Genomic DNA, 21,601 nt, shown 5'->3' on the forward strand with positions numbered 1-21,601 from the left:
ATGGCCAACGCTCAAACCCCCGCCCAGTACTTCGGCGGCCGCGCCCCGGCCCGAGCCGACACCGAGTTCATGCCCGAGGTGGACGGCGCCATCCTCGAAGACTCCCCCACCGGCACCCGCATCACCGTGTGGGTGGCCTGCAGCCTGCTGATCGTCGCCCTGGTGTGGGCCAAGCTCGCCGTGCTGGAGGAAGTCACCACCGGCGAAGGCAAGGCCATCCCCTCCAGCAAGGTGCAGGTGATCCAGAACCTGGAGGGCGGCATCGTCTCGGAGATCTTCGTCCGCGAGGGCCAGGTGGTGAACAAGGGCGATGTGCTGCTGCGCCTGGACGACACCCGCTTCCTCTCCAACAAGGGCGAGACCGAGGCCGACCGCCTGGCGCTGATGGCGCGGGTCGAACGCCTGGCCTCCGAAGCCGAGGGCCGGCCCTTCGAGGTGCCCGACGAGATCGCCAAGGGCGCGCCGCAGCTGGCCGAGGACGAACGCGCGCTGAACCGCACGCGCCTGCAGCGGCTGGAAAGCGAGCAGCACATCCTCAAGGAACAGCTGCGGCAGAAGGAGCAGGAACTGGCCGAGTTCCGCTCCAAGTCCCAGCAGTACGCCTCCAGCCTGGCGCTGCTGCAGCAGGAGCTGAACATGTCCCAGCCGCTGGTGGGCACCGGCGCCATTTCCGAGGTGGAGATCCTCCGCCTGCGGCGCAGCGCGGTGGAGATGCGCGGCGAGCTGAACGGCACCAACCTGGCCATCCCCCGGGCCGAGGCAGCGGTGAAGGAGATCGAACGGAAAATGGAGGAGAGCCAGCTGTCGTTCCGCTCCGACGCCTTCAAGGAACTCAACGAAGCCCGCACCGAGCTGCAGAAGATCACCTCCACCGGCCGCGCCATCGACGACCGCGTCTCGCGCACCACCGTGCTCTCGCCGGTGCACGGCATCGTCAAGCAACTCAAGGTCAACACCATCGGCGGCGTGGTCCAGCCGGGCAGCGACATGGTGGAAGTGGTGCCGCTGGAGGACAACCTGCTGATCGAAGCGCGCATCCGCCCGCAGGACGTCGCCTTCCTCCACCCCGGGCAGAAGGCCATGGTGAAGTTCAGCGCCTACGACTACACCATCTACGGCGGGCTCAAGGCCAAGCTGGAACTGATCGGCGCCGACACCATCACCGACGACAAGGGCAACAGCTTCTACCTGATCCAGGTCCGCACCGACAAAAGCCACCTCGGCAGCGACGCCAAACCGCTGCTGATCATCCCCGGCATGGTCGCCACCGTGGACATCATCACCGGCGAGAAGAGCGTGCTCGACTACCTCCTCAAACCCGTCCTCAAGGCCCGTTCCGAAGCCATGCGCGAACGCTAGCGCAGGGTGGCGGATGGCGCTCGCCAGCAATCACGTGCCAGAACGCGATGGGCTTCACACAGCTCAGCCCATCCTACGGGGGCCACCGGTTCTACCGGTTCGGTACGTAGGATGCGCTGAGGCACGAAGCGCATCACGCCGGGGCTTCGGGCGCTTGTACGGCGTCATCCACAACGCATCGAAGGCGGCCACCGCGCAGGGTGGATGGCGCTCTTTCCATCCACCCATGACGCTCGGCATGGCCACGAATGGTGGATCGGTGAAGCGCGATCCCCCCCTACGGTGCTCGCCGGCAATTGCGTGCCAGAACGCGATGGGCTTCGCACAGCTCAGCCCATCCTACGGGTGCCACCGGTTCTACCGGTTCGGTTCGTAGGATGTGCTGAGGCACGAAGCGCATCATGCCGGGGTCAGGCACTTGCACGGCGTCATCCACAACGTATCGAGGGTGAGCATCGCATTGGGTGTATGGCGCTCTTTCCATCCACCCATGGTGTTCGGCATGGCCACGAATGGTGGATCGGTGAAGCGTGATCCACCCACGGCGCTCGTCGGCAATCGCGTGCCAGGGTGCGATGGGCTTCGCACAGCTCAGCCCATCCTACGGGTGCCAACGGTTCTACCGGTTTGGTTCGTAGGATGCGCTGAGGCACGAAGCGCATCACGCCGGGGCTTCGGGCGCTTTCACGGCGTAATCCAGAGCACATCGAGGGGCGTCACCGCGCAGGGTGGATGGCGCTCTTTCCATCCACCCATGGCCTTCGGCATGGCCACGAATGGTGGATCGGTGAAGCGTGATCCACCCACGGTGCTCGTCGGCAATCGCGTGCCAGGAGGCGGTTCAGGAGCTAGCCGCCCAGCAGGTGGCTCATGGCGGCCTTGAGCTTCATGGGGCGGACGGGTTTGTGCATGAGGGTGTGGCCGAGTTCGCGCAGGTGCTGGCGCAGTTCGTGGCTGTAGTTGGCGGTGATCATCAGCGCCGGGAGGGCGTGGTCGCGGTGGGCGTTGATGTGGGCGACGGCGTCGACGCCGTTGTGGTCGTTGTCCAGGTGGTAGTCGGCGATCAGCAGGTCGGCGTCGGCCTGGTAGTCGTCCACCTGGCGGGCCAGGTCCTGTTCGGAGAGGGCGGTGACCACGCGGCAGCCCCAGCCTTCCAGCAGGGTGCGCATGCCGGCGCAGATGGCGGCGTCGTTGTCCAGCACCCAGACCCGCGCGCCCTGCAGGCGCTCCAGGGGCGCCACCGGCAGCTCCACTTCGGGCCGGGCACGGGGGGCGCGGCGGGCCAGGGGCACCTCCAGGGCGAAGCAGGAGCCACGCCCCGGCTGGGAGCTGACGCGGATGCGGTGACCGAGCATGCCGGCGATCTTCTCGACGATGGCCAGGCCCAGGCCGAGCCCGCGGTCCTGCTGCGGGCGCTGGGAGTCGCCGCGTTTGAACTCCTGGAAGATCTCCTTGAGCTTGTCCGCCGGGATGCCGATGCCGCTGTCCCAGACTTCGATGGACAGGCTGCGGCGGCGCCGCCGGCAGCCCAGCAGCACGCGGCCGCTGGGGGTGTAGCGGATGGCGTTGCTGAGCAGGTTGCGCAGGATGCGGGCGAGCAGTTGCACGTCGCTGCGCACCAGCGCCGAACAGGGCACGTAGTGCAGCGCCAGCCCTTCGCTGGCGGCCTGCTGGCGGAACTCGGTGGCGAGGTTGTCCAGCAGTTCGCCGAGGGCGAAGGGTGCCACTTCGGGGCGGATCACCCCGGCGTCCAGCTTGGAGATGTCCACCAGGGTGCCGAGCAGGTTCTCCACGTCATCCAGCGAGTTGCTGATGTTGCGCACTAGGGTGTCGCCCCGGGCGGGTTCGCGCAGCTCCTGCAGGGCGCTGGTGAACAGCCGGGCGGCGTTCAGCGGTTGCAGCAGGTCGTGGCTAACGGCGGCGAGGAACTTGGTCTTGGACAGGTTGGCCTGCTCGGCTTCGCGCTTGGCCTCGCGCAGGCGCTGTTCGGCCTGGCGCCGCTCGCCCACTTCGCGCAGCAGCTGTTCGTTGAGCTGGGTGAGTTCGGCGGTGCGCTCACGCACCCGCTGCTCGAGGTTCTGGTAGGCCAGGTGCAGGGCTTCGGCGGTGCGGCGGCGTTCGGTGATGTCGCGGATCAGCACGAAGATGCCCACCACTTCGCCGCCCGGCAGGCGGTTGGGCACGTAGGAGCGCAGCATGTAGCGCTCCTGCCCGGCGAGGTTGACCTCGGCCACTTCGAAGGTGACGTTCTCGCCGGAGAGGGCGCGCTCGACGTAGGGCTCCAGGCGCTCCCAGTGGGTTTCGCTGTGGACGTCGCGCAGGCGCTGGCCGAGCAGCCCGCCCCGGGGCCAGCGGTACCACTCTTCGTAGACCTTGTTGGTGAATTCGTAGACCAGGTCGGCATTGAGGTAGGCGATCAGCGCGGGCACCTGGTCGGTGATCAGGCGGATCCAGCGCTCGCTCTCGGCCAGGGTCTCGGCGTGGCGGTAGCGCTCGGTGATGTCGGTGAATGTGTTGACGAAGCCGCCGGTGGGCAACGGGTGGGTGCGCACCTCCAGCATCCGGCCATCGAACAGGCGCTGCTCCATCTGCCGCTGGGGGCGCCCTTCGGCGTCGCGGCTGGCGGGGGTGAGCAGCGCCAGCTCGCTGTCGGCCATGACTTCGGCGAAGGGCCGGTGGGCCTGGATCGGCGCCAGGCCGCAGAGTTCGAGGAAGCGGTGGTTCCACAGCTCCAGGGTGCCTTCGGCGCTGACCATGGCCATGCCCTGGGACAGGTTGTCCACGGCGCGCTGCAGCAGGCGCGACTTCTGCGCCAGGGCCTGCTCGCGGCGCATGGTTTCGCTGACCTTCAGCTCGGTGATGTCGGTGTAGAGGATCACCAGCCCGCCTTCGCGGGTGGGCCGTTCGCTGACCTGCACCCAGCGCCCGTCGTGCAGGCGGTAGAGGCTGTGCTCGTTGTCGCTGCTGCGCTGTTCTTCGACGATCAGCCCGGTGCTCTGGGCCAGGCGACGGATCTCGTCGAGGCGGGTGCCGCTGATGATGCGAGCGCGGCTGCGGGCCCAGAAGGATTTGAAGCGGCTGTTGAACAGGACGATGCGCTGCTGGGCGTCGAACAGGACGAAGGCGTCGGAAATGCTCTCGATGGCGTCCACCAGGTGCTGATGGGCGGTCTCGGCTCGCAGGCGGGCATCGCTGAGCAGGCGGTTGCTGGCCTTGAGTTCGGACATGGCCTGGTTCAGGGCGTCGGTGCGTTCGCGCACCTGTTCGGCCAGCACCACGGAGTGCTCGAAGGCGGCATAGGCCCCTTCGCGGCGGGCTCCGCCGGATTCCACCCGTTCGATCAGGGCGGCGTTGATGCGCCGCAGCTTGGCGTTCTCCCGCTCCAGCTCGGCGAGCCGGGCGCCCTGTTCAGCGTCCGCCATGGCGGCTGCGGCGGCCGATGGCGACGCCGGTGAAGGTCTGGTTGACGTGCATGCCGTTGTACTGCTCGCCGTAGGTGTTGAAGCCGATCACCCGCTGGCGCCGCAGGTAGTCGCCGATCTCGGCGTCGCGGCCGTTGCATTCGGCCTCCAGGCGCCGCAGGAAGCAGTCGCAGCCGATGGTCAGCAGTGGCGGGCCGAGGCGCGCTTCCAGGCGCCGGAACAGGGCCTGGAGGTTGGGCAGCAGCGGGCCGGGGCGCATGCCGGTGAGGACGATGCCGGTCTCGACGGCGCAGTAGAAACTGAGGCTGAGGTCGTCATGGACCTGCTGGATGGAGCGCACGTAGTACTGGTCGTTGACCCGCACGGCGAGGGGGTGGGCGGCGAACAGCGGGTGGTCGAGGGCGGCGACGGGTACGCCGACCCACTGGGCGTAGGCCAGGGCGGCGGGCTCGGCGTCCAGCTCGTAGACGCGGCGGCTGTGGCTGTCGGCCTGGGTGACCACCAGTTTCTGGCCGTTGGGCTCGATGTGGTGGGTGCTGAAGACTTCGAAGTCCAGCGCGGTGTTGACCAGCAGCACCACGGCGGCGCCGGTGTGGAACTGGCCGCCGTGGTAGACGTGGGTATGGGTGAGGTGGTTGTCGTCGCCGGCCGATCCGCCGAAGTGGGGGATGCTGCCGAAGGCGGCGCTGAGGGCGGCGAGCACCACTTCCTCGCGGCTGGAGAGGCCGTCGAGCAGGGTCAGGGCGAAGCTGTGGTCCTTGATCGGGGCGAGGTCGTGGCCCCGGCAATCCCCCACCAGGCGCTCCACCAGTTGCTGGGCGTCGATCAGGCTGAAACGCTCCATCTCGTCCACCAGGGCGCTGGCGATGGAGAAGCTGCGGTAGTCGAAGCCCACGGCGCTGACGCAGCCCCGGCCGTAGCCTTGGGGGGTGATTTCGCCGGCGCTGGTGCAGCCCACCAGTTCGATGCCGCCGAAGTACTGGGCCAGGGCGTCGCCCAGGGCCTGGAGGTCGTATTCGGCGGAACAGAAGAACAGCACGAAGCCCAGGTGCGGGTGCACCAACTGGCGTGCCAGGTCCTGGGCGACGACCTCCGCGTCGTCGGCGGCGGACATGGCGGTGACCACGCCTTCGGCCTGTAGCTCTTGCATGACGCGCCTCGCGTGTCGAACAGCAGTTGGCGCGATTCTACGGAGCCCCCGAGGCCGGCCCCATCCTTCTTGGGTAGCGGGCAGGCTCGTTCGAAGGGAGGAGGCGCCGGGGCGCATGGGGTTGTGAGGTGGATGACGATTTTTCCATCCACCAAGGCGCCCGGCGAAGCACCTGCCGGTACGCGATGGGCTTCGCACAGCTCAGCCCATCCTACGGGCGCCGCCGGTTCGTAGGATGTGCTGAGGCCACGAAGCGCATCACGCCGGGGCTCGGGGCGGATCGCGTTCTGTCCATCCGCCTAGACGCTCGGCCTGACGCCGCAGGTGGATCGCCGGGAATCGCCTGCCGGGACACGATGGGCTTCGCACAGCTCAGCCCATCCTACGGGTGCCACCGGTTCGTAGGATGTGCTGAGGCCACGAAGCGCATCACGCCGAGGCTCGGGGCGGATCGCGTTCCGTCCATCCGCCCAGGCGCTAGGCTTGACGCCGCAGGTGGATCGCCGGGAACCGCCTTCCGGGACGCGATGGGCTTCGCACAGCTCAGCCCATCCTACGGGTGCCACCGGTTCGTAGGATGTGCTGAGGCCACGAAGCGCATCACGCCGGGGCTCGGGGTGGATGGCGTGCTTTCCATCCGCCCAGGCGCCCGGCCTGACGCCGCAGGTGGATCGTCGGGAATCGCCTGCCTGGACGCGATGGGCTTCGCACAGCTCAGCCCATCCTACGGGTGCTACCGGTTCGTAGGATGTGCTGAGGTCACGAAGCGCATCACGCCGAGGCTCGGGGCGGATCGCGTTCTGTCCATCCGCCTAGACGCTCGGCCTGACGCCGCAGGTGGATCGCCGGGAGTCGCCTGCCGGGACGCGATGGGCTTCGCACAGCTCAGCCCATCCTACGGGCGCTACCGGTTCGTAGGATGTGCTGAGGCCACGAAGCGCATCACGCCGGGGCTCGACTTCCATCCGCCAACGGCTCCCGGGCTGAAGCCCGGGCTACGTGCCACGGTGCCATGAAAAAAGGCGGGAGGCCGAGGCCGTCCCGCCAATCCAAGGGAGCTACGAGGGGTGGGGCTTACCAGTTGAGCACCACGCCCAGGGCGAGGGTGTCGGTGTCTTCGTTCTGGGTGCTGCCGGCGTGGCCGTCGATCTCGAACTGGTTGTATTCGGCGACCAGCTTGAGGTTGTCGTTGACGTCGTGGAACAGGGCGACGCCGCGGGTCTGATAGTCGGCGCCGGCGTTGACCGCGCCGTTGCCGTCGTCCTTGGTCTTGCCGTAGGACAGCGCCAGGCGGTTCTTGCCGAAGCGGTAGGAGCCCTGCAGCAGGTAGCCGTCGCTGTCCACTTCGCGCAGGGTGGCTTCGCCGGCGTTGTTGGTGAAGAAGGGGTTGATGCCCTTGGCCTGGAAGCCGGAGGCGACCACGGAGAAGGCGCCCATCTTGGCCTGCACGCCGTAGCCCAGGCCCTTGGAGGTGACGCTGTCCACGGCCGGGTCGGTGTTGTCGGAGGTCTGGTAGCCGCCGTTGAGCCAGGAGTAGATCTGCGCGCCGCCCAGTTCGAATTCGTAGGTGAGTTCGGACTCGAAACGCGGGTTCTCCTGGTAGGCCTTGCCGGTGGCGCTGCTGTCGTTGGTGTCCACCGGGTCCATGATGCCGACCGCCAGGCGCAGGCCGTCGGACTTGGGGGTGCGGTAGGTGATCTGCGAGGTGGGGAAGGGATAGGGGTAGCCGCTGCCGATGTTGCCGAAGGACACGCCGCCGCCATCCACCAGGCCCAGGGTGTCGCTGACCTGGCCGTACCCGGCGAGCAGTTCGTCGAGGAGGATGTTGGAGCGGGCGAACAGACCGAAGTCCTTGCCCACCAGCACTTCGCCCCAGTCGCTGGCGACGGTGCCGTAGAACTGGCGCACGTCGATGGCGGTGTCGGTGCCGTTGGTCTCGCTGTCGTTGATGGTCACCCAGAAGGAGGCGCGGCCGCCGAGCGTGAGGTCATCCACCTGCTTGCCCATGTTGAAACCGATCCAGTTGGGCAGGAACCCCATCTTCACGCGGGACTGCCGGCGGTCGTAGCGCTCGCCTTCGCGGTCGACGTCGCTGTTGACGTAGAAGGCGTTGACGTAGCCGTCGGTGGCGAAGGTGGTGCCGTCCTTGTCGTAGAGGACGATCTCGGCCTTGGCCTGCTCCATGGCGACCAGGGCCAGGCCGGTGGTGAGGGCGAGGGGGAGGAATCCGATGACGGCGTTCTTGTTGTTGTGCATGGCGCTCTCCGCGGTGTGGGACGACCCGTCCGGGCCGTGTCGGAGGCGATTATCGAAACGCCGGAACCCCCGGCATATGCGGCCTTGGCGCTGTTCCGGCGGTTCCTTGGCGGGGCACGGGCGGGCCTGGCGGAAGGTCGCGGGACGGGCCCGGGGCGGAGGTCGCGAACGGCGGACGACCAAGGGCCCGCCCCCTTGGACAGGGGGCGGGTCGCTGCGGAAGGAGTAGGACGGAGGGAGGGGTCAGCGCCAGGGCAGGCCGGGCGACGGGGCGTTGGCCAGCAGGTGCCAGCCGCCCTCCCCGGCCACCAGCCGCGCCAGGGCGCGGTGCAGGTCGTCAGGGCCGAGGGTGGCGAGGGCCTGGGCGAGTTGCAGGTGCCAGTCCGCCGGCCGGGCGCCGAGGTGCAGGGGGCTGGCGTTGCCGGGCAGGTCCTCGGCCGCTTGCCGCCATGCCTGCAGGAGCGCCTCGCGCAGGGGCTCGGCCTGTGCCAGCAAGGGTGGCGCCTGGTCGAGAAAGGCCTGGACCTGCACCAGCACTTCGGGCACCGGCGTGTCGGCAGCCTGCACGGCGAAGACCAGACCGGCCTGGCCGGCCACGTGGCGCAGGCCGGCGAACACGGCGTAGCCGAGGTTCAGCTCGGTGCGCAGGCGCTGGTAGAAGGGCGACTCCAGGCTGCGACCCAGCCAGTGCCAGAGCGCTTCGCTGCGGGCGCTGCGATCCGGCACCGGGCAGAACAGCACCAGCGCCGGTTCGCCCTGGCCCGGCAGGTGATGCCAGTGATAACCGGGTGCCAGCGCCGGCGGTGCGAGGCTGCGGGGCATTGCCTCGCCGGGCAGGGCGTCGAGCAGGGCTTGCACGCTGGGCAGGTCGTCGTCGGCCAGGCCGAGGGCGATCACGTCCCAACGGCTGGCGTCGAGGCTGCGGCGGATGCTGGCGGGGCTGACGACGGCCTGCGCCGGAGCGGCCCCTCGCGGGGTGGCGAGCACTTCGGGCAGGCGCTGCAGCAACTGCCGGATAGGCAGCTCGGCAGCCAGCCGGTTGCGCCCGGCCTGCAGCAGCCGGGGGCCTTGTTCGCAGGCGGCCAGCGGCGGTGCCAGCAGGGTGCGCAGGGCGGCGGCGAGCATGGCCGGGAGGTCACCGGAACGGCCTTTGACCTGCAGCTGCCAATCCAGCCCCTGCTCCAGCAGCAGCAGGTCACCGCCCTGCTGTTGGGCCTGGCTGCGCAACCCGCGCAAGGCGCGCTGCAGCGCCGGGTAGTGGGCGGGGTCGCGGACGCCGGGGTTCAGCCGCCAGCGCAGGAGCAGCTGGGCGTGCCCGGGGTCCCCCGGCCAGCGCACCAGCGGAGGTACCGCGCGGGGCGCCTGGGGCGGCGCGACGAAGGCCTGGAAGGCCGGTGCGGGGCCGAAGCGCCAGCGCACCTCCGGGCGCAGGGGCGGCGCCAGGGGCGCGGGCTCCAGCGCCAGTTCGAAACCGGCCGACAGGCAGCGGGCCGACACAGGGCGCGCCTCGCCCAGCAGGCGCACGAGGCGGGCCGGCTGCAGCTGGGCCAGCAGGGCCGCCAGGGCACTGGCGGGCAAGGTGCCGTGGCGCTGTGCCTGGTCGCGGATGAAGTCCAGGGGCGCCTGCCGGGGCGCGGCAGGCCGCTCGTGCAGGAGGCGCGCCCAGGGCTCCCGCTCGCGCAGGGCGGCGAGCCAGGCGAACAGGCCGCCTTCGATGCGGGCGCGGGTGTCGGCACTGGCATCCGCCAGGGCCAGCTCCAGCACCAGCAGGGCCTGGCCCTGGTGGTGATAGGTCAGGTGCAGGTCGAGGCCGTCGCACAGGCCCTGTTCGCACAGCCAGCCCTGGAAGCTGCCGGGGCTTTCGTCCCGCAGCAGTTCGCCGAGCAGTGCCACGGCGTCGGGCAGCGTCTCGGGCTGGCGCTCCAGGGCGAAGGCCAGCCACTGGCGCGGGGCGCCGGGCAGTTGCAGGCGCAGGCTGTGGCAGGCCAACGGCAGCAGGGGCGGCGCTGCCCGGTGTGGCAGCGCCTGGCCCGGTGGGCAGCCGGCGAAGGCCTGCTGGACGAGCGCCTGCACCTGCTCCGCCGGCTGCGGCGCGACCACCCACAGCTGGCGCTCGCCGGCCTCGGCGAACCGGGCCAGGGCGGCCTGGAAGGCGGGCGCGTCGATGGCCAGGCTGTCGCGGTGGCCGGCATGGAAGTCGGCCAGGGGGTGACCCGGCGCCAGCGCGGCGGCCAGGGCGGATTGGGCTTGGGTCCAGGGGTCGCGCCCCCGGTTGAGGTATTCGATCTGCAGGATTTCCCGCTCGCGGCGCTGCAGGTCGAGGCTGGGCAGTGGCGCCTGGATCAGGTCGGCGAGCCGCTCCAGGCCGGCCTGGAGGCGGTCGGCGGGCAGCTCGAAGAAGAAGTCGGTGTGGTGGGCCTGGGTGCTGGCGTTGAGGCGGCCGCCACAGGCCTGGACGAAGGGCATCAGCCGCTCGCCCTGGGTGAAGCGCTGGCCGCCGAGAAAGCGCAGGTGTTCGAGGAAGTGCGCCAGGCCCGGCCACTCGCGGGGCGCGTCATGGCTGCCGGCGTGGACCCGCAGCAGCACGGCGGCGAGGGGGCCCGGCTGCTGCCAGGTGCGCAGGGGGAGCGGGCTGGAGGGGGCGGGCGTCTCGGACATGGGCAGCACCGTCGACAAATGCGCACAGCATCCTCAACCCATGCCCACAGGGCAATGCTTCTTTGGACGTCAGCGGTGCCTTGACGCTCCGGCCTGGCCTGCCGAGAATCCGCGCGCCTTCCGGTGCGGCCGTTCCATCCAGCCGAGCCGCCGTGCTTCCCCGCGCGGCGCCGGCCTCAGGTCTTCCAGTCCCGATGTCCGCACCCGCGCGCCCTGCGCCCCCCCCTTCGACCCGACCCAGAGCCCGGCTGCCTTGCCTCGGGCGCGCGGTCATCCCTACCCAAAAGGAAAACGACATGACCCTGATCCGCCTGTCCAAGGCCGCCATGGTGCTGGCCATGGCTTTCTTCGCCACCTTGGTCGCCTTCGGCAACATCACCGACTACGGCACCAACTTCGCTTTCGTGCGCCACGTGTTCCTGATGGACACGCTGTTCCCCGACAACCAGATCATGTACCGCTCCATCACCATGCCCTGGCTGCACCACGCGGGCTACATCTTCATCATCACGCTGGAAAGCCTGACCGCCCTGTTCTGCTGGATCGGCGGCGTGCGCCTGCTGCGGGCGATCAAGGCACCGGCCGAGACATTCCGCGCGGCCAAGGGCTGGGCAGTGGCCGGCCTGACCCTGGGCTTCCTGACCTGGCAGGTGGGCTTCATGTCGGTGGGCGGGGAATGGTTCGGGATGTGGATGTCGAAGCAGTGGAACGGCGTGCCGGATGCCTTCCGCTTCTTCATCACGCTGCTGGTGGTGCTGATCTACCTGACTATGCCCAACGACGGCGGCGAAACCGGCAACGCCTGAGTGAGCGGTCGGTCGTAACTAAAAAGCCCCGCCAGCGCTAGCTGTGCGGGGCTTTGCATTCATGGTGTCCCAGAGTGGGTTCGAACCACCAACCTTCCCCTTAGGAGGGGGATGCTCTATCCAATTGAGCTACTGGGACATCGGAACGGGCGGCATGTTAGCGGCGCTCGGCGTTTTTGTCATGCCACTGCCACCGGCTAGGCTCAGACTTCCGGAAAAAAGGAGCGACACCATGCAACCGAGCCGCCTTGATCCCCTTCCCGACTCCCCCTTCATGACCCTTGAGCTGCGCGCTGCCAGCCCGACCGATGCCCCGGCGCTGGCGCTGCTGCTGCACCAGCTGGGGCCGGACGAGCCGCAGCCGGACCCGACGCTGCTGGCGCTGCGCCTGGAGAACCTGCCGGCCGGGCGGGAGGTGCTGGTGGCGGAGCGGGAGGGCCAGTTGCTGGGCACCTGTACGGTGATCCTGGTGGAGCACCTGGCCCACAACTTCGCCCGCTCGGCCATCGTCGAGGACGTGGTGGTGGACGCCGAGGCCCGTGGCCTGGGGGTGGGCAAGGCGCTGATGGAGAAGGCGGCGGAACGCGGCCGGGCGCTGGGCTGCTACAAGCTGGTGCTCTCCAGCGGGCTGGGCCGCGAGGCGGCCCATGCCTTCTACGAGTCCCTGGGGTACCGGCGCCACGGGGTCAGTTTCTACCTGGACCTGTAGCGCCGGCATCGCGCGCTTCAGGTTCGCCCGAAGCGCTCTTCAGCCAGGCGGTCGGCCACCTCGGTGGTGGTGCGGCCCTCCTGGTCGGCGCGCTGGAAGATGGTCTTGAGGGTGGCGCCGATGCCTTCGATGTGGGCCTTGAGGGCGGCGGTGCTGCCGCCGCTGCGCTCGTAGTGCACGTCGATGATGCCGCCGGCGTTGATGGCGTAGTCCGGGGCGTAGAGGCAGCCGTTGCGGCGCAGCTCCTCGGCCAGTTGCGCGTCGGCCAGCTGGTTGTTGGCGGCGCCGGCGACCACGGGGGCGCGCAGGGCTTCGAGGGTCTGCAGGTTGAGGATGCCGCCCATGGCACAGGGGGCGAAGACGTCCACGTCCAGGCCGTAGATCTCGTGCTGGCCGACGGCTTTGGCGCCCAGTTGCTCGACGGCGCGGCGCACGTTGGCCTCGACGATGTCGGTCACCCACAGTTCGGCCCCCGCGTCATGCAGCAAGCGGGCGAGGTGGAAGCCCACCTGGCCGACGCCCTGGATGGCAACGCGCAGGCCCTTGAGGTCATCCCGGCGCAGGCGGTGCTGCACGGCGACCTTGAGGCCGATGAACACGCCGTAGGCGGTGGACGGCGACGGGTCGCCGCTGCGGGTGCCGCCGTCGAAGGCTTCGCGGGTGTTGGCGCCGGCCACGTGGCGGGTGCGCTCGGCCATGATCTGCATTTCCGTCGGGCCGGTGCCGGAGTCGGCGGCGGTGATGTAGCGCCCGCCGAGGCTGTCGACGAAGTCGCCCATGGCCTGGAACAGCGCTTCGGTCTTGTCCTTGCGCGGGTCGCCGAAGATGACGGCCTTGCCGCCGCCCAGCGGCAGGTTGGCCAGGGCGGACTTGTAGGTCATGCCACGGGACAGCCGCAGCACGTCACGCAGGGCCTGCTCGTCGTCGGCGTAGGGGAACATGCGGCAGCCGCCGAGGGCGGGGCCGAGGTTGCGGTTGTGGATGGCGATGATGGCCTTGAGGCCGCTGGCCTTGTCGTGGCCGTAGACGACCTGCTCGTGGTGGTCGAATTCGACGTGGCTGAAGACGGACATGGGGGTTCCTCGATTCGGGTTGGGCGTGTTTCAAGTCGATGGGGCGCCCTCCCCCATGGACTGGGAGAGGGGCCTCTGATCGGGCGTCAGGCTGCCGGGTCGAACAGGTGCAAGACCTGCACGTCGCTGGCGGTGAGGCGCGCGCGCAGCTGCTGCTCCTGCTGGCGGACCTTGGCCAGGGCGCGCTCCTTCACCGGGCCGTAGCCGCGGATCTGCTCGGGCAGTTCGGCCAGGGCGACGGCGGCGGCGTAGTTGCCGGGGCGCAGCTCTTTGAGGATCAGTTCCACCTGGGCTTCGTACTCGTCGATCAGCTGGCGTTCGAGCTTGCGCTCGTGGCTGTAGCCGAAGGGGTCGAGGGCGCTGCCACGCAGGAAGCGGAAGCGCGCGAGGACGTCGAAGGCCTTGAGCATCCAGGGGCCGAAGCGACGCTTGCGCGGCTCGCCGGTGGCTGGGTCGGCCTTGGCCAGCCAGGACGGGGCGAGGTGGAATTCGAGGCTGTAGTCACCCTCGAACTGCGCCTCCAGCTGCTTGCGGAAGCTGGCGTCGCTGTAGAGCCGGGCCACTTCGTATTCGTCCTTGTAGGCCAGCAGCTTGGCGTAGTAGCGGGCCACGGCGCGGGTCAGGGCCTTGTCTTCGCCGATGTCGGCCTGGCGCACGCGCTCCACCAGGGCGCGGTAGCGCTCGGCGTAGGCGGCGTCCTGGTAGGCGCGCAGGTGGTCGGCACGGTACTGGACGATCTCTTCCAGGGTTTCGCAGCGCGGGGCTTCGATCTCGGCCGGGCGGGCGAGCTTCTCCACCGCCGGCAGGTCGTGGGCGGCGCGGCGCCCCCAGAGGAAGGCCTGCTGGTTGAGGGTGACGGCGACGCCGTTGAGTTCGATGGCCTTGTCGATGGCGGCGGCGGAGATGGGCACCAGGCCCTTCTGGTAGGCGTAGCCGAGCATGAACAGGTTGGTGGCGATGCTGTCGCCCAGCAGGCGGGTGGCCAGGCGGGTGGCGTCGACGAAGTGGGTCTTGGCTTCGCCCACCGCCTCTACCAAGGCGTCACGCATGGCGGCGCCGGGCACCTGGGCGTCGGGGTTGCGGGTGAACTCGGCGGTGGCGGCCTCGTGGCTGTTGACCACGGCGGTGGCAATGCGGTCGTTGAGCTTGGCCAGGGCCTCTTCGCTGGCTGCGACCACCAGGTCGCAGCCCAGCAGCAGGTCGGTCTCGCCGGCGGCGATGCGCACGGCGTAGATGTCGTCCTGCTTGGCGGCGATGCGGATGTGGGTGATGACCGGGCCGAACTTCTGCGCGAGGCCGGCCTGGTCGAGCACGGTGCAGCCCTTGCCTTCGATGTGGGCGGCCATGCCCAGCAGGGCGCCGACGGTGGTGACGCCGCTGCCGCCGACGCCGGGCAGGAGGATGTTCCAGGGCCGGGCGAGGCTCGGCTGGCGCGGCTCGGGCAGGGCGACGAAGAGTGCCTTGGCTCCGGCGGCCTCGGGCTTGCGCAGGCTGCCGCCGTGAACGGTGACGAAGCTGGGGCAGAAGCCTTCGACGCAGGAGAAGTCCTTGTTGCAGGCGTTCTGGTCGATCTGCCGCTTGCGGCCCAGTTCGGTTTCCAGAGGCAGCACGGAGAGGCAGTTGGACTTGACGCTGCAGTCACCGCAGCCCTCGCACACGGCGGGGTTGATGAAGGCGCGCTTGGCCGGGTCGGCGAGCTTGCCGCGCTTGCGGCGGCGGCGCTTCTCGGTGGCGCAGGTCTGGTCGTAGATGATCACCGAGACGCCCTTGAACTCGCGCAGTTCGCGCTGCACGGCGTCCAGCTCGCGGCGGTGGTGGAAGGTGACGATGGGCGCGAAGGTGGCGCGGGTGGGGTACTTCTCGGGTTCGTCGGTGACCAGGGCGATGCGTTTGACGCCTTCGGCGAAGACCTGCTGGCTGAGCTGGTCGACCCGCAGTTCGCCGTCGATGGGCTGGCCGCCGGTCATGGCGACGGCGTCGTTGTAGAGGATTTTGTAGGTGATGTTGACGCCGGCGGCGACGGCGGCGCGCAGGGCCAGCTGGCCGGAGTGGAAGTAGGTGCCGTCCCCCAGGTTCTGGAAGATGTGCGGGGTGTCGGTGAAGGGGGCCTGGCCGATCCAGGTGGCGCCCTCTCCGCCCATCTGGGTGAAAGTGTCGGTGTTGCGGTCCATCCACTGGGTCATGTAATGGCAGCCGATGCCGCCCTGGGCGCGGCTGCCTTCGGGCAGCTTGGTGGAGGTGTTGTGCGGGCAGCCGGAGCAGAAGTGTGGGGTGCGCACGGTGGTGTGCTTGGGTGCGGCGAGGGCCTTCTCCTTGGCGGCGAGGAAGGCCAGGCGCGATTCGATCTGCTCGCTGGTGTAGATGGGCGCGAGGCGCTTGGCGATGACGCGGGCGATCATCGCCGGGGTCAGTTCGCTGAGGTTGGGCAGCAGGGAGTTGCCGTGCTCGTCGAATTCGCCGACGACGCGTGGGCGCTTGTCCACGGGCCAGTTGTAGAGCTGGCCGGTGAGCTGGTCCTCGATGATGCTGCGCTTCTCTTCCACCACGAGGATTTCGTCCAGGCCCTGGGCGAATTCGTGCACGGAGACCGGCTCCAGCGGCCAGCTCATGCCGACCTTGAGCACCCGCAGGCCGACCTGGGCGCAGAGCGCTTCGTCCATGCCGAGGTCGTTGAGGGCCTGGCGCACGTCGAGGTAGGACTTGCCGGTGGTGATGATGCCGAGGCGCGGGTTGGGCGAGTCGAGCTTGACCTGGTTGAGGTTGTTGGCCAGGGCGAAGGCGCGGGCGGCGTAGATCTTGTACATGTTCAGGCGCTTTTCCTGCGCCAGGGGCGGGTCGGGCCAGCGGATGTGCACGCCATCCTCGGGCAGGACGAAGTCCTTGGGCACCTGCACCTGGACGCGCAGCGGGTCGACGTCCACCACGGCGGAGGAGTCGACGTTCTCGGCGATGGTCTTGAGGGCCACCCAGCAGCCGCTGTAGCGCGAGAGTTCCCAGCCGATGATCCCGTAGTCGAGGATCTCCTGGACGTTGGCGGGGTTGAGCACGGGGATGGAGGCGGCGATGAAGGCGTGCTCGCTCTGGTTGGCGATGCTGGAGGACTTGCAGCCGTGGTCGTCGCCGGCCAGCAGCAGGACGCCGCCATGGGCGGACACGCCGGCGGAGTTGCCGTGCTTGAAGACGTCGCCGCAGCGGTCCACACCCGGGCCCTTGCCGTACCACATGGCGAACACGCCGTCGTAGCGGGCGCCGGGGAACAGGCTGGTCTGCTGGCTGCCCCAGACGGCGGTGGCGGCCAGTTCTTCGTTGACGCCGGGCTGGAAGTGGATGTGGTTGTCCTTGAGGAAGGACTTGGCTTCCCAGAGGCTCTTGTCGAGGTTGCCGAGCGGCGAGCCCCGGTAGCCGGAGATGAAGCAGGCGGTGTTGAGGCCGTGGGCCTTGTCCCGCTGCTTCTGCAGCATGGGCAGGCGGGTGAGGGCTTGGGTGCCGGTCAGGTAGAGGTGACCGGTTTCGAGGCGGTATTTGTCATCCAGGCGGATCTCGGCCAGTGACATGCGGGCGCTCCTTTTATTTTTATGGCGACCAGGATGGCCACGGTTGGGGCCATCGTCCCGTCCCTGGGCAGGATCGCTGCCCGGAACGCATGCTCAATAATCTGACCGAAGGGTTCTGCTTTTTTCTTTCTATTTTCGGGCGCCAAGGCCAGACTTGCGCATGATCCCTCCAACAAGAACAAGATTACGGACTGATTCATGCACACCCTTCTCAGCCCCATCGATCGCAAGATCCTCCGCCTGTTGCAACACAACGCCGACCTCTCCGCCGCTGAAGTGGCGGAACGGGTGGAGCTGTCCCAGTCGCCCTGCTGGCGACGCATCCACCGCCTGCAGGAGGAAGGGCTGATCGAGCGCAAGGTCGCCCTGCTCAATCCCCAGCGCCTGGGGTTTTCCATCACGGTGTTCGTCAACGTGAAGCTGTCGGCCCACGGCCGCAACAACCTGACGGAGTTCGAGGAAGCCATCGTCGGCTACCCGGAGGTGCTGGAGTGCTACACCATGGCCGGCGGCTCGGACTACCTGTTGAAGGTGGTGGCCAAGGACATCGCGGGCTATGAACGCTTCCTTCGGGACCATCTGCTGCAGCGCCCCCACGTGCAGGAGGCGCATTCGAACATCGCCATGAGCGAAGTGAAGCGGACCACCGAACTGCCCCTCGATTGAGCCGGCGACAGGCCCGTTCCAGAGCGCCTGCGCGGCACCGTGCAATTTGCAATGCCGGGAATACCCCACCTTGCAAAGTGCACGGAACGAGCGTTTTGTTTTGCATTTAACTAATTGATTTATATGGATTTTCTATAAAATCCAGCTTGGCACGACACCTGCTCTTATCCATGGCAAAAGGACCTATGGATGCAGGACCCTCCCATGAACAGCCTCTTCACCCTGTTCGTCGCCATCGCCGCCACCCTGCTCGTGGCTTCTGGTTTCGCTGCCCTGCACGGGCAGTACCAGCAGTACGCCACCCGCCAGGCGATCGCCGATATCCGCATCGCACCGATGGAGTTCGTGCACGCACGGCAACCCGCTACCAGCCAGCCTGCGGCCAAGGCTCTGCGCATGACCGAGCAGCAGGTGCCCGCGCCGGTCGAGCGCCTGTCGTTCTGAGGGCGTTGCGATGCAGCTCGACTACGCCCTCTGGAGCCTGGCGCTCCCGGTCTCGGTCCTGGTGTTGGCCGGTTCGGCCTGCCTGGCGTTCTGGGTGATCGACTGCATCACCTCGCCGGACCAGCAGGCCAAGCAACGACGTGCCGAGCGCCCCAATGGGGATGACTCGGAATACGACCCTTTCTTTTGAGTGCAAGGAGCCCGAAATGTCGAAGTCGGCCTTGATCTGCCTGATGGTGTGCGTGCTGTGCGCGTTCGGGCTGTGGCTGGAGCCGGGTGAAACCGCGTGGCTGGCGCAGGCCCTGAAGATCGGGCTGGCCACCAGCGGCGTGCTGCTGGTGCTGGCGCTGCTGGTGGGGAAGCGGGTCAAGTTCGACCCGGTGCTGCGTTAGTCCGCGCTGCCGAGGATCGTCAGCAGGCGTTCGAGGGTGGTTTGCAGGTCGCCGGAGTTGTCGAGTATCACCAGCCCTTCACTTTCTTCGGCTAGCAGGGCCTGGGTGAAGGCGGCGTTGCGGGCCAGGCGGGCTTCGATCTCGTCTGCGGTCTCCCGCCCCCGGCGCAGCAGGCGCTGGCGCAGAACGTCCGGCGCCACGTCGAGCAAAATGGCCTGGAGTTGGGGGTAGCGCCTACGCGCTTCGGGAAGATAGCCGCGGGAACCATTCACCAGGACATTCAGTCCATTACCCAGCCAGTCATCGACTTCCCTGGGAATGCCGTAGGAAAGACCGTTGGCATGCCAGCTCATGGCGAAGGCGCCCTGGGCTTCCAGTTCATTGAAACGCTGGGGTGTAACCGCTTCGGCCGCCTCCCCCACCGCTTCGGCGGAGCGGGTGATGACCCGCCGGACCACCCGGCAACCGCGCTCGGCCAACTGCGGCCGGGCGGCGTCAAGCAGGCTGTCCTTGCCCGATCCTGAAGGTCCGATGAGATAGAAGAGCCTGCCGTTCATGGGGTTCTCGCTCGCGCTACCGAGGGGCCTGGAAACGGGCGCCACGATACCGGGATCGGGCTTGTTTTGGCAGCCTCGGTCACCTGGAATCACCGAACGTCGAACAGTATCAAAACGCCAGCGCAGCGGCGTTATCATGGCAACCGTTCGGCAGCCTTACGGAACGATGCGGCTGTCTGACGGTCGATTCACCGGCAAGCGCTCTGCCCAGGGCTCCGAATTGCACAGTGACTCGCATTTCGGACAATTGGTGCTGGCAAAAAGCCTGCACCCAGACCAGAATTTACGACACAGTTTTGACGTCAAGGAAACGTTGCACTGACCTGCCGGGTCGCTCCTGACGCCAAATGCGATGTCGGGCGGAACGCCTGATGCGAAGGATTGTCAAACCGGTGACAATCACGTAGCTCATTGCCAGCATCGCTCCCTGAACTAACCGGTTTATGAATGTATGCGCCCTATGAAACAGGCTATCTACTCCAGCCGTACCGCTGACAAGTTCGTCGTCCGTCTGCCCGAAGGCATGCGTGAACGCATCGCCGATGTGGCTCGCAACCACCACCGCAGCATGAACTCCGAAATCATCGCGCGACTGGAGCAGAGCATGCTCCAGGAAGGCGCGCTGGATGAAGGGTTGAGCATGCGGATCGACAGCCCGGAGCTTTCCCTTCATGAGCGCGAGCTGCTTCAGCGCTTCCGTCAACTCTCCCGCCGCCAGCAGAACGCACTGGTCGCGCTGATCGCCCACGACGTGGAACTCGCCGCCGAAGAAGCGTGAGTCCGTTGCGACATTCAAGAGCCGCCCTCGAGGCGGCTTTTTATTGCCTGGGATTTTCAGACTGGAAGAAAAAGGCCCCGCTGGTGCGGGGCCTTGGGATCAGAGCAGGAAGATGGTCGCCAGCCCGAGGAAGATGAAGAAGCCGCCGCTGTCGGTCATGGCGGTGATCATCACGCTGGAGCCCATGGCCGGATCACGGCCGACGCGGGCAAGCGTCATGGGGATCAGCACGCCCATCAAGGCGGCGAGCAGCAGGTTGAGGGTCATCGCGGCGGTCATCACCACCCCCAGCGACCAGCTGCCATAGAGGTAGAAGGCGACGACGCCGATCACCCCGCCCCACACCAGGCCGTTCACCAGGCCCACGCCCAGCTCCTTGCGCAGCAGGCGCGAGGTGTTGCCGGGGCTCAGCTGATCCAGCGCCATGGCGCGCACGATCATGGTGATGGTCTGGTTGCCGGAGTTGCCGCCGATACCGGCGACGATGGGCATCAGTGCAGCCAGGGCCACCAGCTTCTCGATGGAGCCTTCGAACAGGCCGATCACCCGCGAGGCGACGAAGGCGGTAATAAGGTTGATGGCCAGCCAGGCCCAGCGGTTGCCGACGGACTTCCAGACCGAGGCGAAGATGTCTTCCTCTTCGCGCAGACCGGCCATGCTGAGGACTTCGCTTTCGCTCTCCTCACGGATCAGGTCGACGATCTCGTCGATGGTCAGACGGCCGATCAGCTTACCGTTCTTGTCGACCACCGGTGCCGATACCAGGTCGTAGCGCTCGAACGCCTGGGCGGCGTCATTGGCGTCCTCGTCCGGGTGGAAGCTCACCGGGTCGCTGGCCATCACTTCGGCCACCAGCTTGTCCGGATCGTTCACCAGCAGGCGCTTGATCTGCAGCACCCCTTTGAGGATGCCGTCGTAGTCGACCACGAACAGCTTGTCGGTGTGGCCCGGCAGCTCCTTCAGGCGACGCAGGTAGCGCAGGACCACTTCAAGGGTGACGTCTTCGCGGATGGTGACCATCTCGAAGTCCATCAGCGCACCGACCTGGTCCTCTTCATAGGACAGTGCCGAACGCACGCGCTCGCGCTGCTGGGCGTCAAGGGACTCCATCAGCTCGTGGATCACGTCGCGGGGCAGCTCGGGGGCCAGGTCCGCCAGCTCGTCCGCGTCCATCTCCTTGGCGGCGGCGAGCAGCTCGTGATCGTCCATGTCGGCGATCAGCGTCTCGCGGACGGCGTCGGAGACTTCCAGCAGGATGTCGCCATCGCGCTCGACCTTGACCAGCTGCCAGACCGTCAGGCGGTCTTCGAGCGGCAGGGATTCGAGGATGTGGGCGATGTCGGCGGGGTGAAGTTCGTCGAGCTTGCGCTGGAGTTCGGCGAGGTTCTGACGGTGGACGAGATTTTCCACCAGGTCATGGTGCTGACCTTCCTGACGGTGGGTCAGGTCTTCCACCAGCTTGTGGCGATGCAGCAGTTCGACCACCTGGGCCAGGCGATCCTGCAGGCTCTCTTGAGGCTTCTTTACTTCTACTTCGGTCATAGCGCGCTCCACCCCCAGTGGCGGCGCACGCCAAGGAGGGTCAATCAGTCAATACGCGATTGGCAAATCGAGATCTTGAGTAACTACTGGGTAAGTCCATGAGGGGTGTCCAAAAGCCTCGGCGAGGCTGACCGCGCAATGATAACACCGGTCAGTCATTTTGCGCGTTACAAAATCGTGGCCAGAACAATCGGTTGCAGCATAAAGCTGAGATTGCTTTCACCTTCCGTGGGAC

Annotated in this window: 16 protein-coding genes and 1 tRNA gene; 8 read left to right on the forward strand and 9 right to left on the reverse strand. The window is 67.7% G+C overall.

All coding sequences use genetic code 11. The annotated features are described in order from the left end of the window. Positions 1-1,359: an HlyD family type I secretion periplasmic adaptor subunit gene (locus RTK35_RS15415; protein ID WP_074973563.1), complete on the forward strand. Its 1,359-nt coding sequence runs from the start codon at positions 1-3 to the stop codon at positions 1,357-1,359. Positions 1,360-2,207: 848 nt separating this feature from the next. Here the strand turns inward: RTK35_RS15415 and nahK are convergent. The 4 genes from nahK to pqqF all read right to left on the reverse strand — a co-directional run bounded on the left by nahK (position 2,208) and on the right by pqqF (position 10,845). Then, positions 2,208-4,781 (reverse strand): hybrid sensor histidine kinase/response regulator NahK/ErcS', encoded by a 2,574-nt coding sequence (nahK, locus tag RTK35_RS15420; protein WP_044411635.1) that lies wholly within the window; start codon positions 4,779-4,781, stop codon positions 2,208-2,210. Further along, positions 4,768-5,931 carry a nitric oxide-sensing protein NosP gene (gene nosP / locus RTK35_RS15425; protein WP_316908375.1) on the reverse strand — a complete coding sequence of 388 codons (1,164 nt, stop codon included), beginning with the start codon at positions 5,929-5,931 and terminating at the stop codon, positions 4,768-4,770. Before nosP ends, nahK begins: the two co-directional genes overlap by 14 nt. Positions 5,932-7,005: 1,074 nt before the next feature. Beyond that, entirely contained in the window at positions 7,006-8,187 is a 1,182-nt protein-coding gene (locus RTK35_RS15430) for a porin (protein WP_044411629.1), read from the reverse strand. A gap of 243 nt (positions 8,188-8,430) precedes the next feature. Next, complete coding sequence (pqqF, locus tag RTK35_RS15435; RefSeq protein WP_316908376.1) at positions 8,431-10,845, reverse strand: pyrroloquinoline quinone biosynthesis protein PqqF; 2,415 nt, start codon at positions 10,843-10,845, stop codon at positions 8,431-8,433. Between the two features lie 296 nt (positions 10,846-11,141). Between pqqF and RTK35_RS15440 the strand changes: the two genes are divergently transcribed. After that, positions 11,142-11,651 carry a DUF2165 domain-containing protein gene (locus RTK35_RS15440; protein WP_316908377.1) on the forward strand — a complete coding sequence of 170 codons (510 nt, stop codon included), beginning with the start codon at positions 11,142-11,144 and terminating at the stop codon, positions 11,649-11,651. A gap of 62 nt (positions 11,652-11,713) precedes the next feature. Here RTK35_RS15440 and RTK35_RS15445 read toward each other — a convergent pair. After that, positions 11,714-11,790 (reverse strand) — tRNA-Arg (locus RTK35_RS15445). A 93-nt stretch (positions 11,791-11,883) separates the two neighbouring features. Here RTK35_RS15445 and RTK35_RS15450 point away from each other — a divergent pair. Continuing rightward, positions 11,884-12,360, forward strand: coding sequence for a GNAT family N-acetyltransferase (locus tag RTK35_RS15450; protein WP_316908378.1), 477 nt, complete (start codon positions 11,884-11,886; stop codon positions 12,358-12,360). A gap of 17 nt (positions 12,361-12,377) precedes the next feature. Here the strand turns inward: RTK35_RS15450 and RTK35_RS15455 are convergent, their stop codons facing one another. Together RTK35_RS15455 and RTK35_RS15460 are read right to left on the reverse strand one after the other, a co-directional pair. Continuing rightward, entirely contained in the window at positions 12,378-13,433 is a 1,056-nt protein-coding gene (locus RTK35_RS15455) for a Leu/Phe/Val dehydrogenase (RefSeq protein WP_044411608.1), read from the reverse strand. An 86-nt stretch (positions 13,434-13,519) separates the two neighbouring features. Beyond that, positions 13,520-16,987: an indolepyruvate ferredoxin oxidoreductase family protein gene (locus RTK35_RS15460; RefSeq protein ID WP_208276328.1), complete on the reverse strand. Its 3,468-nt coding sequence runs from the start codon at positions 16,985-16,987 to the stop codon at positions 13,520-13,522. Positions 16,988-17,185: 198 nt separating this feature from the next. Here RTK35_RS15460 and RTK35_RS15465 point away from each other — a divergent pair, with 198 nt between their 5' ends. The 4 genes from RTK35_RS15465 to RTK35_RS15480 all read left to right on the forward strand — a co-directional run bounded on the left by RTK35_RS15465 (position 17,186) and on the right by RTK35_RS15480 (position 18,489). Beyond that, on the forward strand, positions 17,186-17,653 hold the full coding sequence (locus RTK35_RS15465) for an Lrp/AsnC family transcriptional regulator (protein WP_044411602.1): 468 nt from the start codon (positions 17,186-17,188) through the stop codon (positions 17,651-17,653). A 204-nt stretch (positions 17,654-17,857) separates the two neighbouring features. Further along, positions 17,858-18,097, forward strand: a complete 240-nt coding sequence (locus RTK35_RS15470; RefSeq protein ID WP_074971828.1) for a hypothetical protein — start codon at positions 17,858-17,860, stop codon at positions 18,095-18,097. A gap of 10 nt (positions 18,098-18,107) precedes the next feature. Then, complete coding sequence (locus tag RTK35_RS15475; RefSeq protein ID WP_268192955.1) at positions 18,108-18,287, forward strand: hypothetical protein; 180 nt, start codon at positions 18,108-18,110, stop codon at positions 18,285-18,287. 16 nt (positions 18,288-18,303) lie between these two features. Continuing rightward, positions 18,304-18,489 carry a PA3371 family protein gene (locus tag RTK35_RS15480; RefSeq protein ID WP_044411593.1) on the forward strand — a complete coding sequence of 62 codons (186 nt, stop codon included), beginning with the start codon at positions 18,304-18,306 and terminating at the stop codon, positions 18,487-18,489. Here the strand turns inward: RTK35_RS15480 and phnN are convergent. Continuing rightward, positions 18,486-19,046: a phosphonate metabolism protein/1,5-bisphosphokinase (PRPP-forming) PhnN gene (phnN, locus tag RTK35_RS15485; RefSeq protein WP_316908379.1), complete on the reverse strand. Its 561-nt coding sequence runs from the start codon at positions 19,044-19,046 to the stop codon at positions 18,486-18,488. The two genes, RTK35_RS15480 and phnN, sit on opposite strands and share 4 nt — an antisense overlap. A 451-nt stretch (positions 19,047-19,497) precedes the next feature. On the opposite strand from phnN, the gene RTK35_RS15490 reads away from it, so the two are divergent. Continuing rightward, positions 19,498-19,824: an Arc family DNA-binding protein gene (locus RTK35_RS15490; protein ID WP_044411587.1), complete on the forward strand. Its 327-nt coding sequence runs from the start codon at positions 19,498-19,500 to the stop codon at positions 19,822-19,824. Positions 19,825-19,923: 99 nt separating this feature from the next. Here RTK35_RS15490 and mgtE read toward each other — a convergent pair whose 3' ends face one another. Next, positions 19,924-21,366 carry a magnesium transporter gene (mgtE, locus tag RTK35_RS15495; RefSeq protein WP_044411585.1) on the reverse strand — a complete coding sequence of 481 codons (1,443 nt, stop codon included), beginning with the start codon at positions 21,364-21,366 and terminating at the stop codon, positions 19,924-19,926. Between the last annotated feature and the right edge of the window lie 235 nt (positions 21,367-21,601).

It is taken from the genome of Pseudomonas sp. zfem003, assembly GCF_032621675.1.
Taxonomy (GTDB): Bacteria; Pseudomonadota; Gammaproteobacteria; order Pseudomonadales; family Pseudomonadaceae; genus Metapseudomonas; species Metapseudomonas otitidis.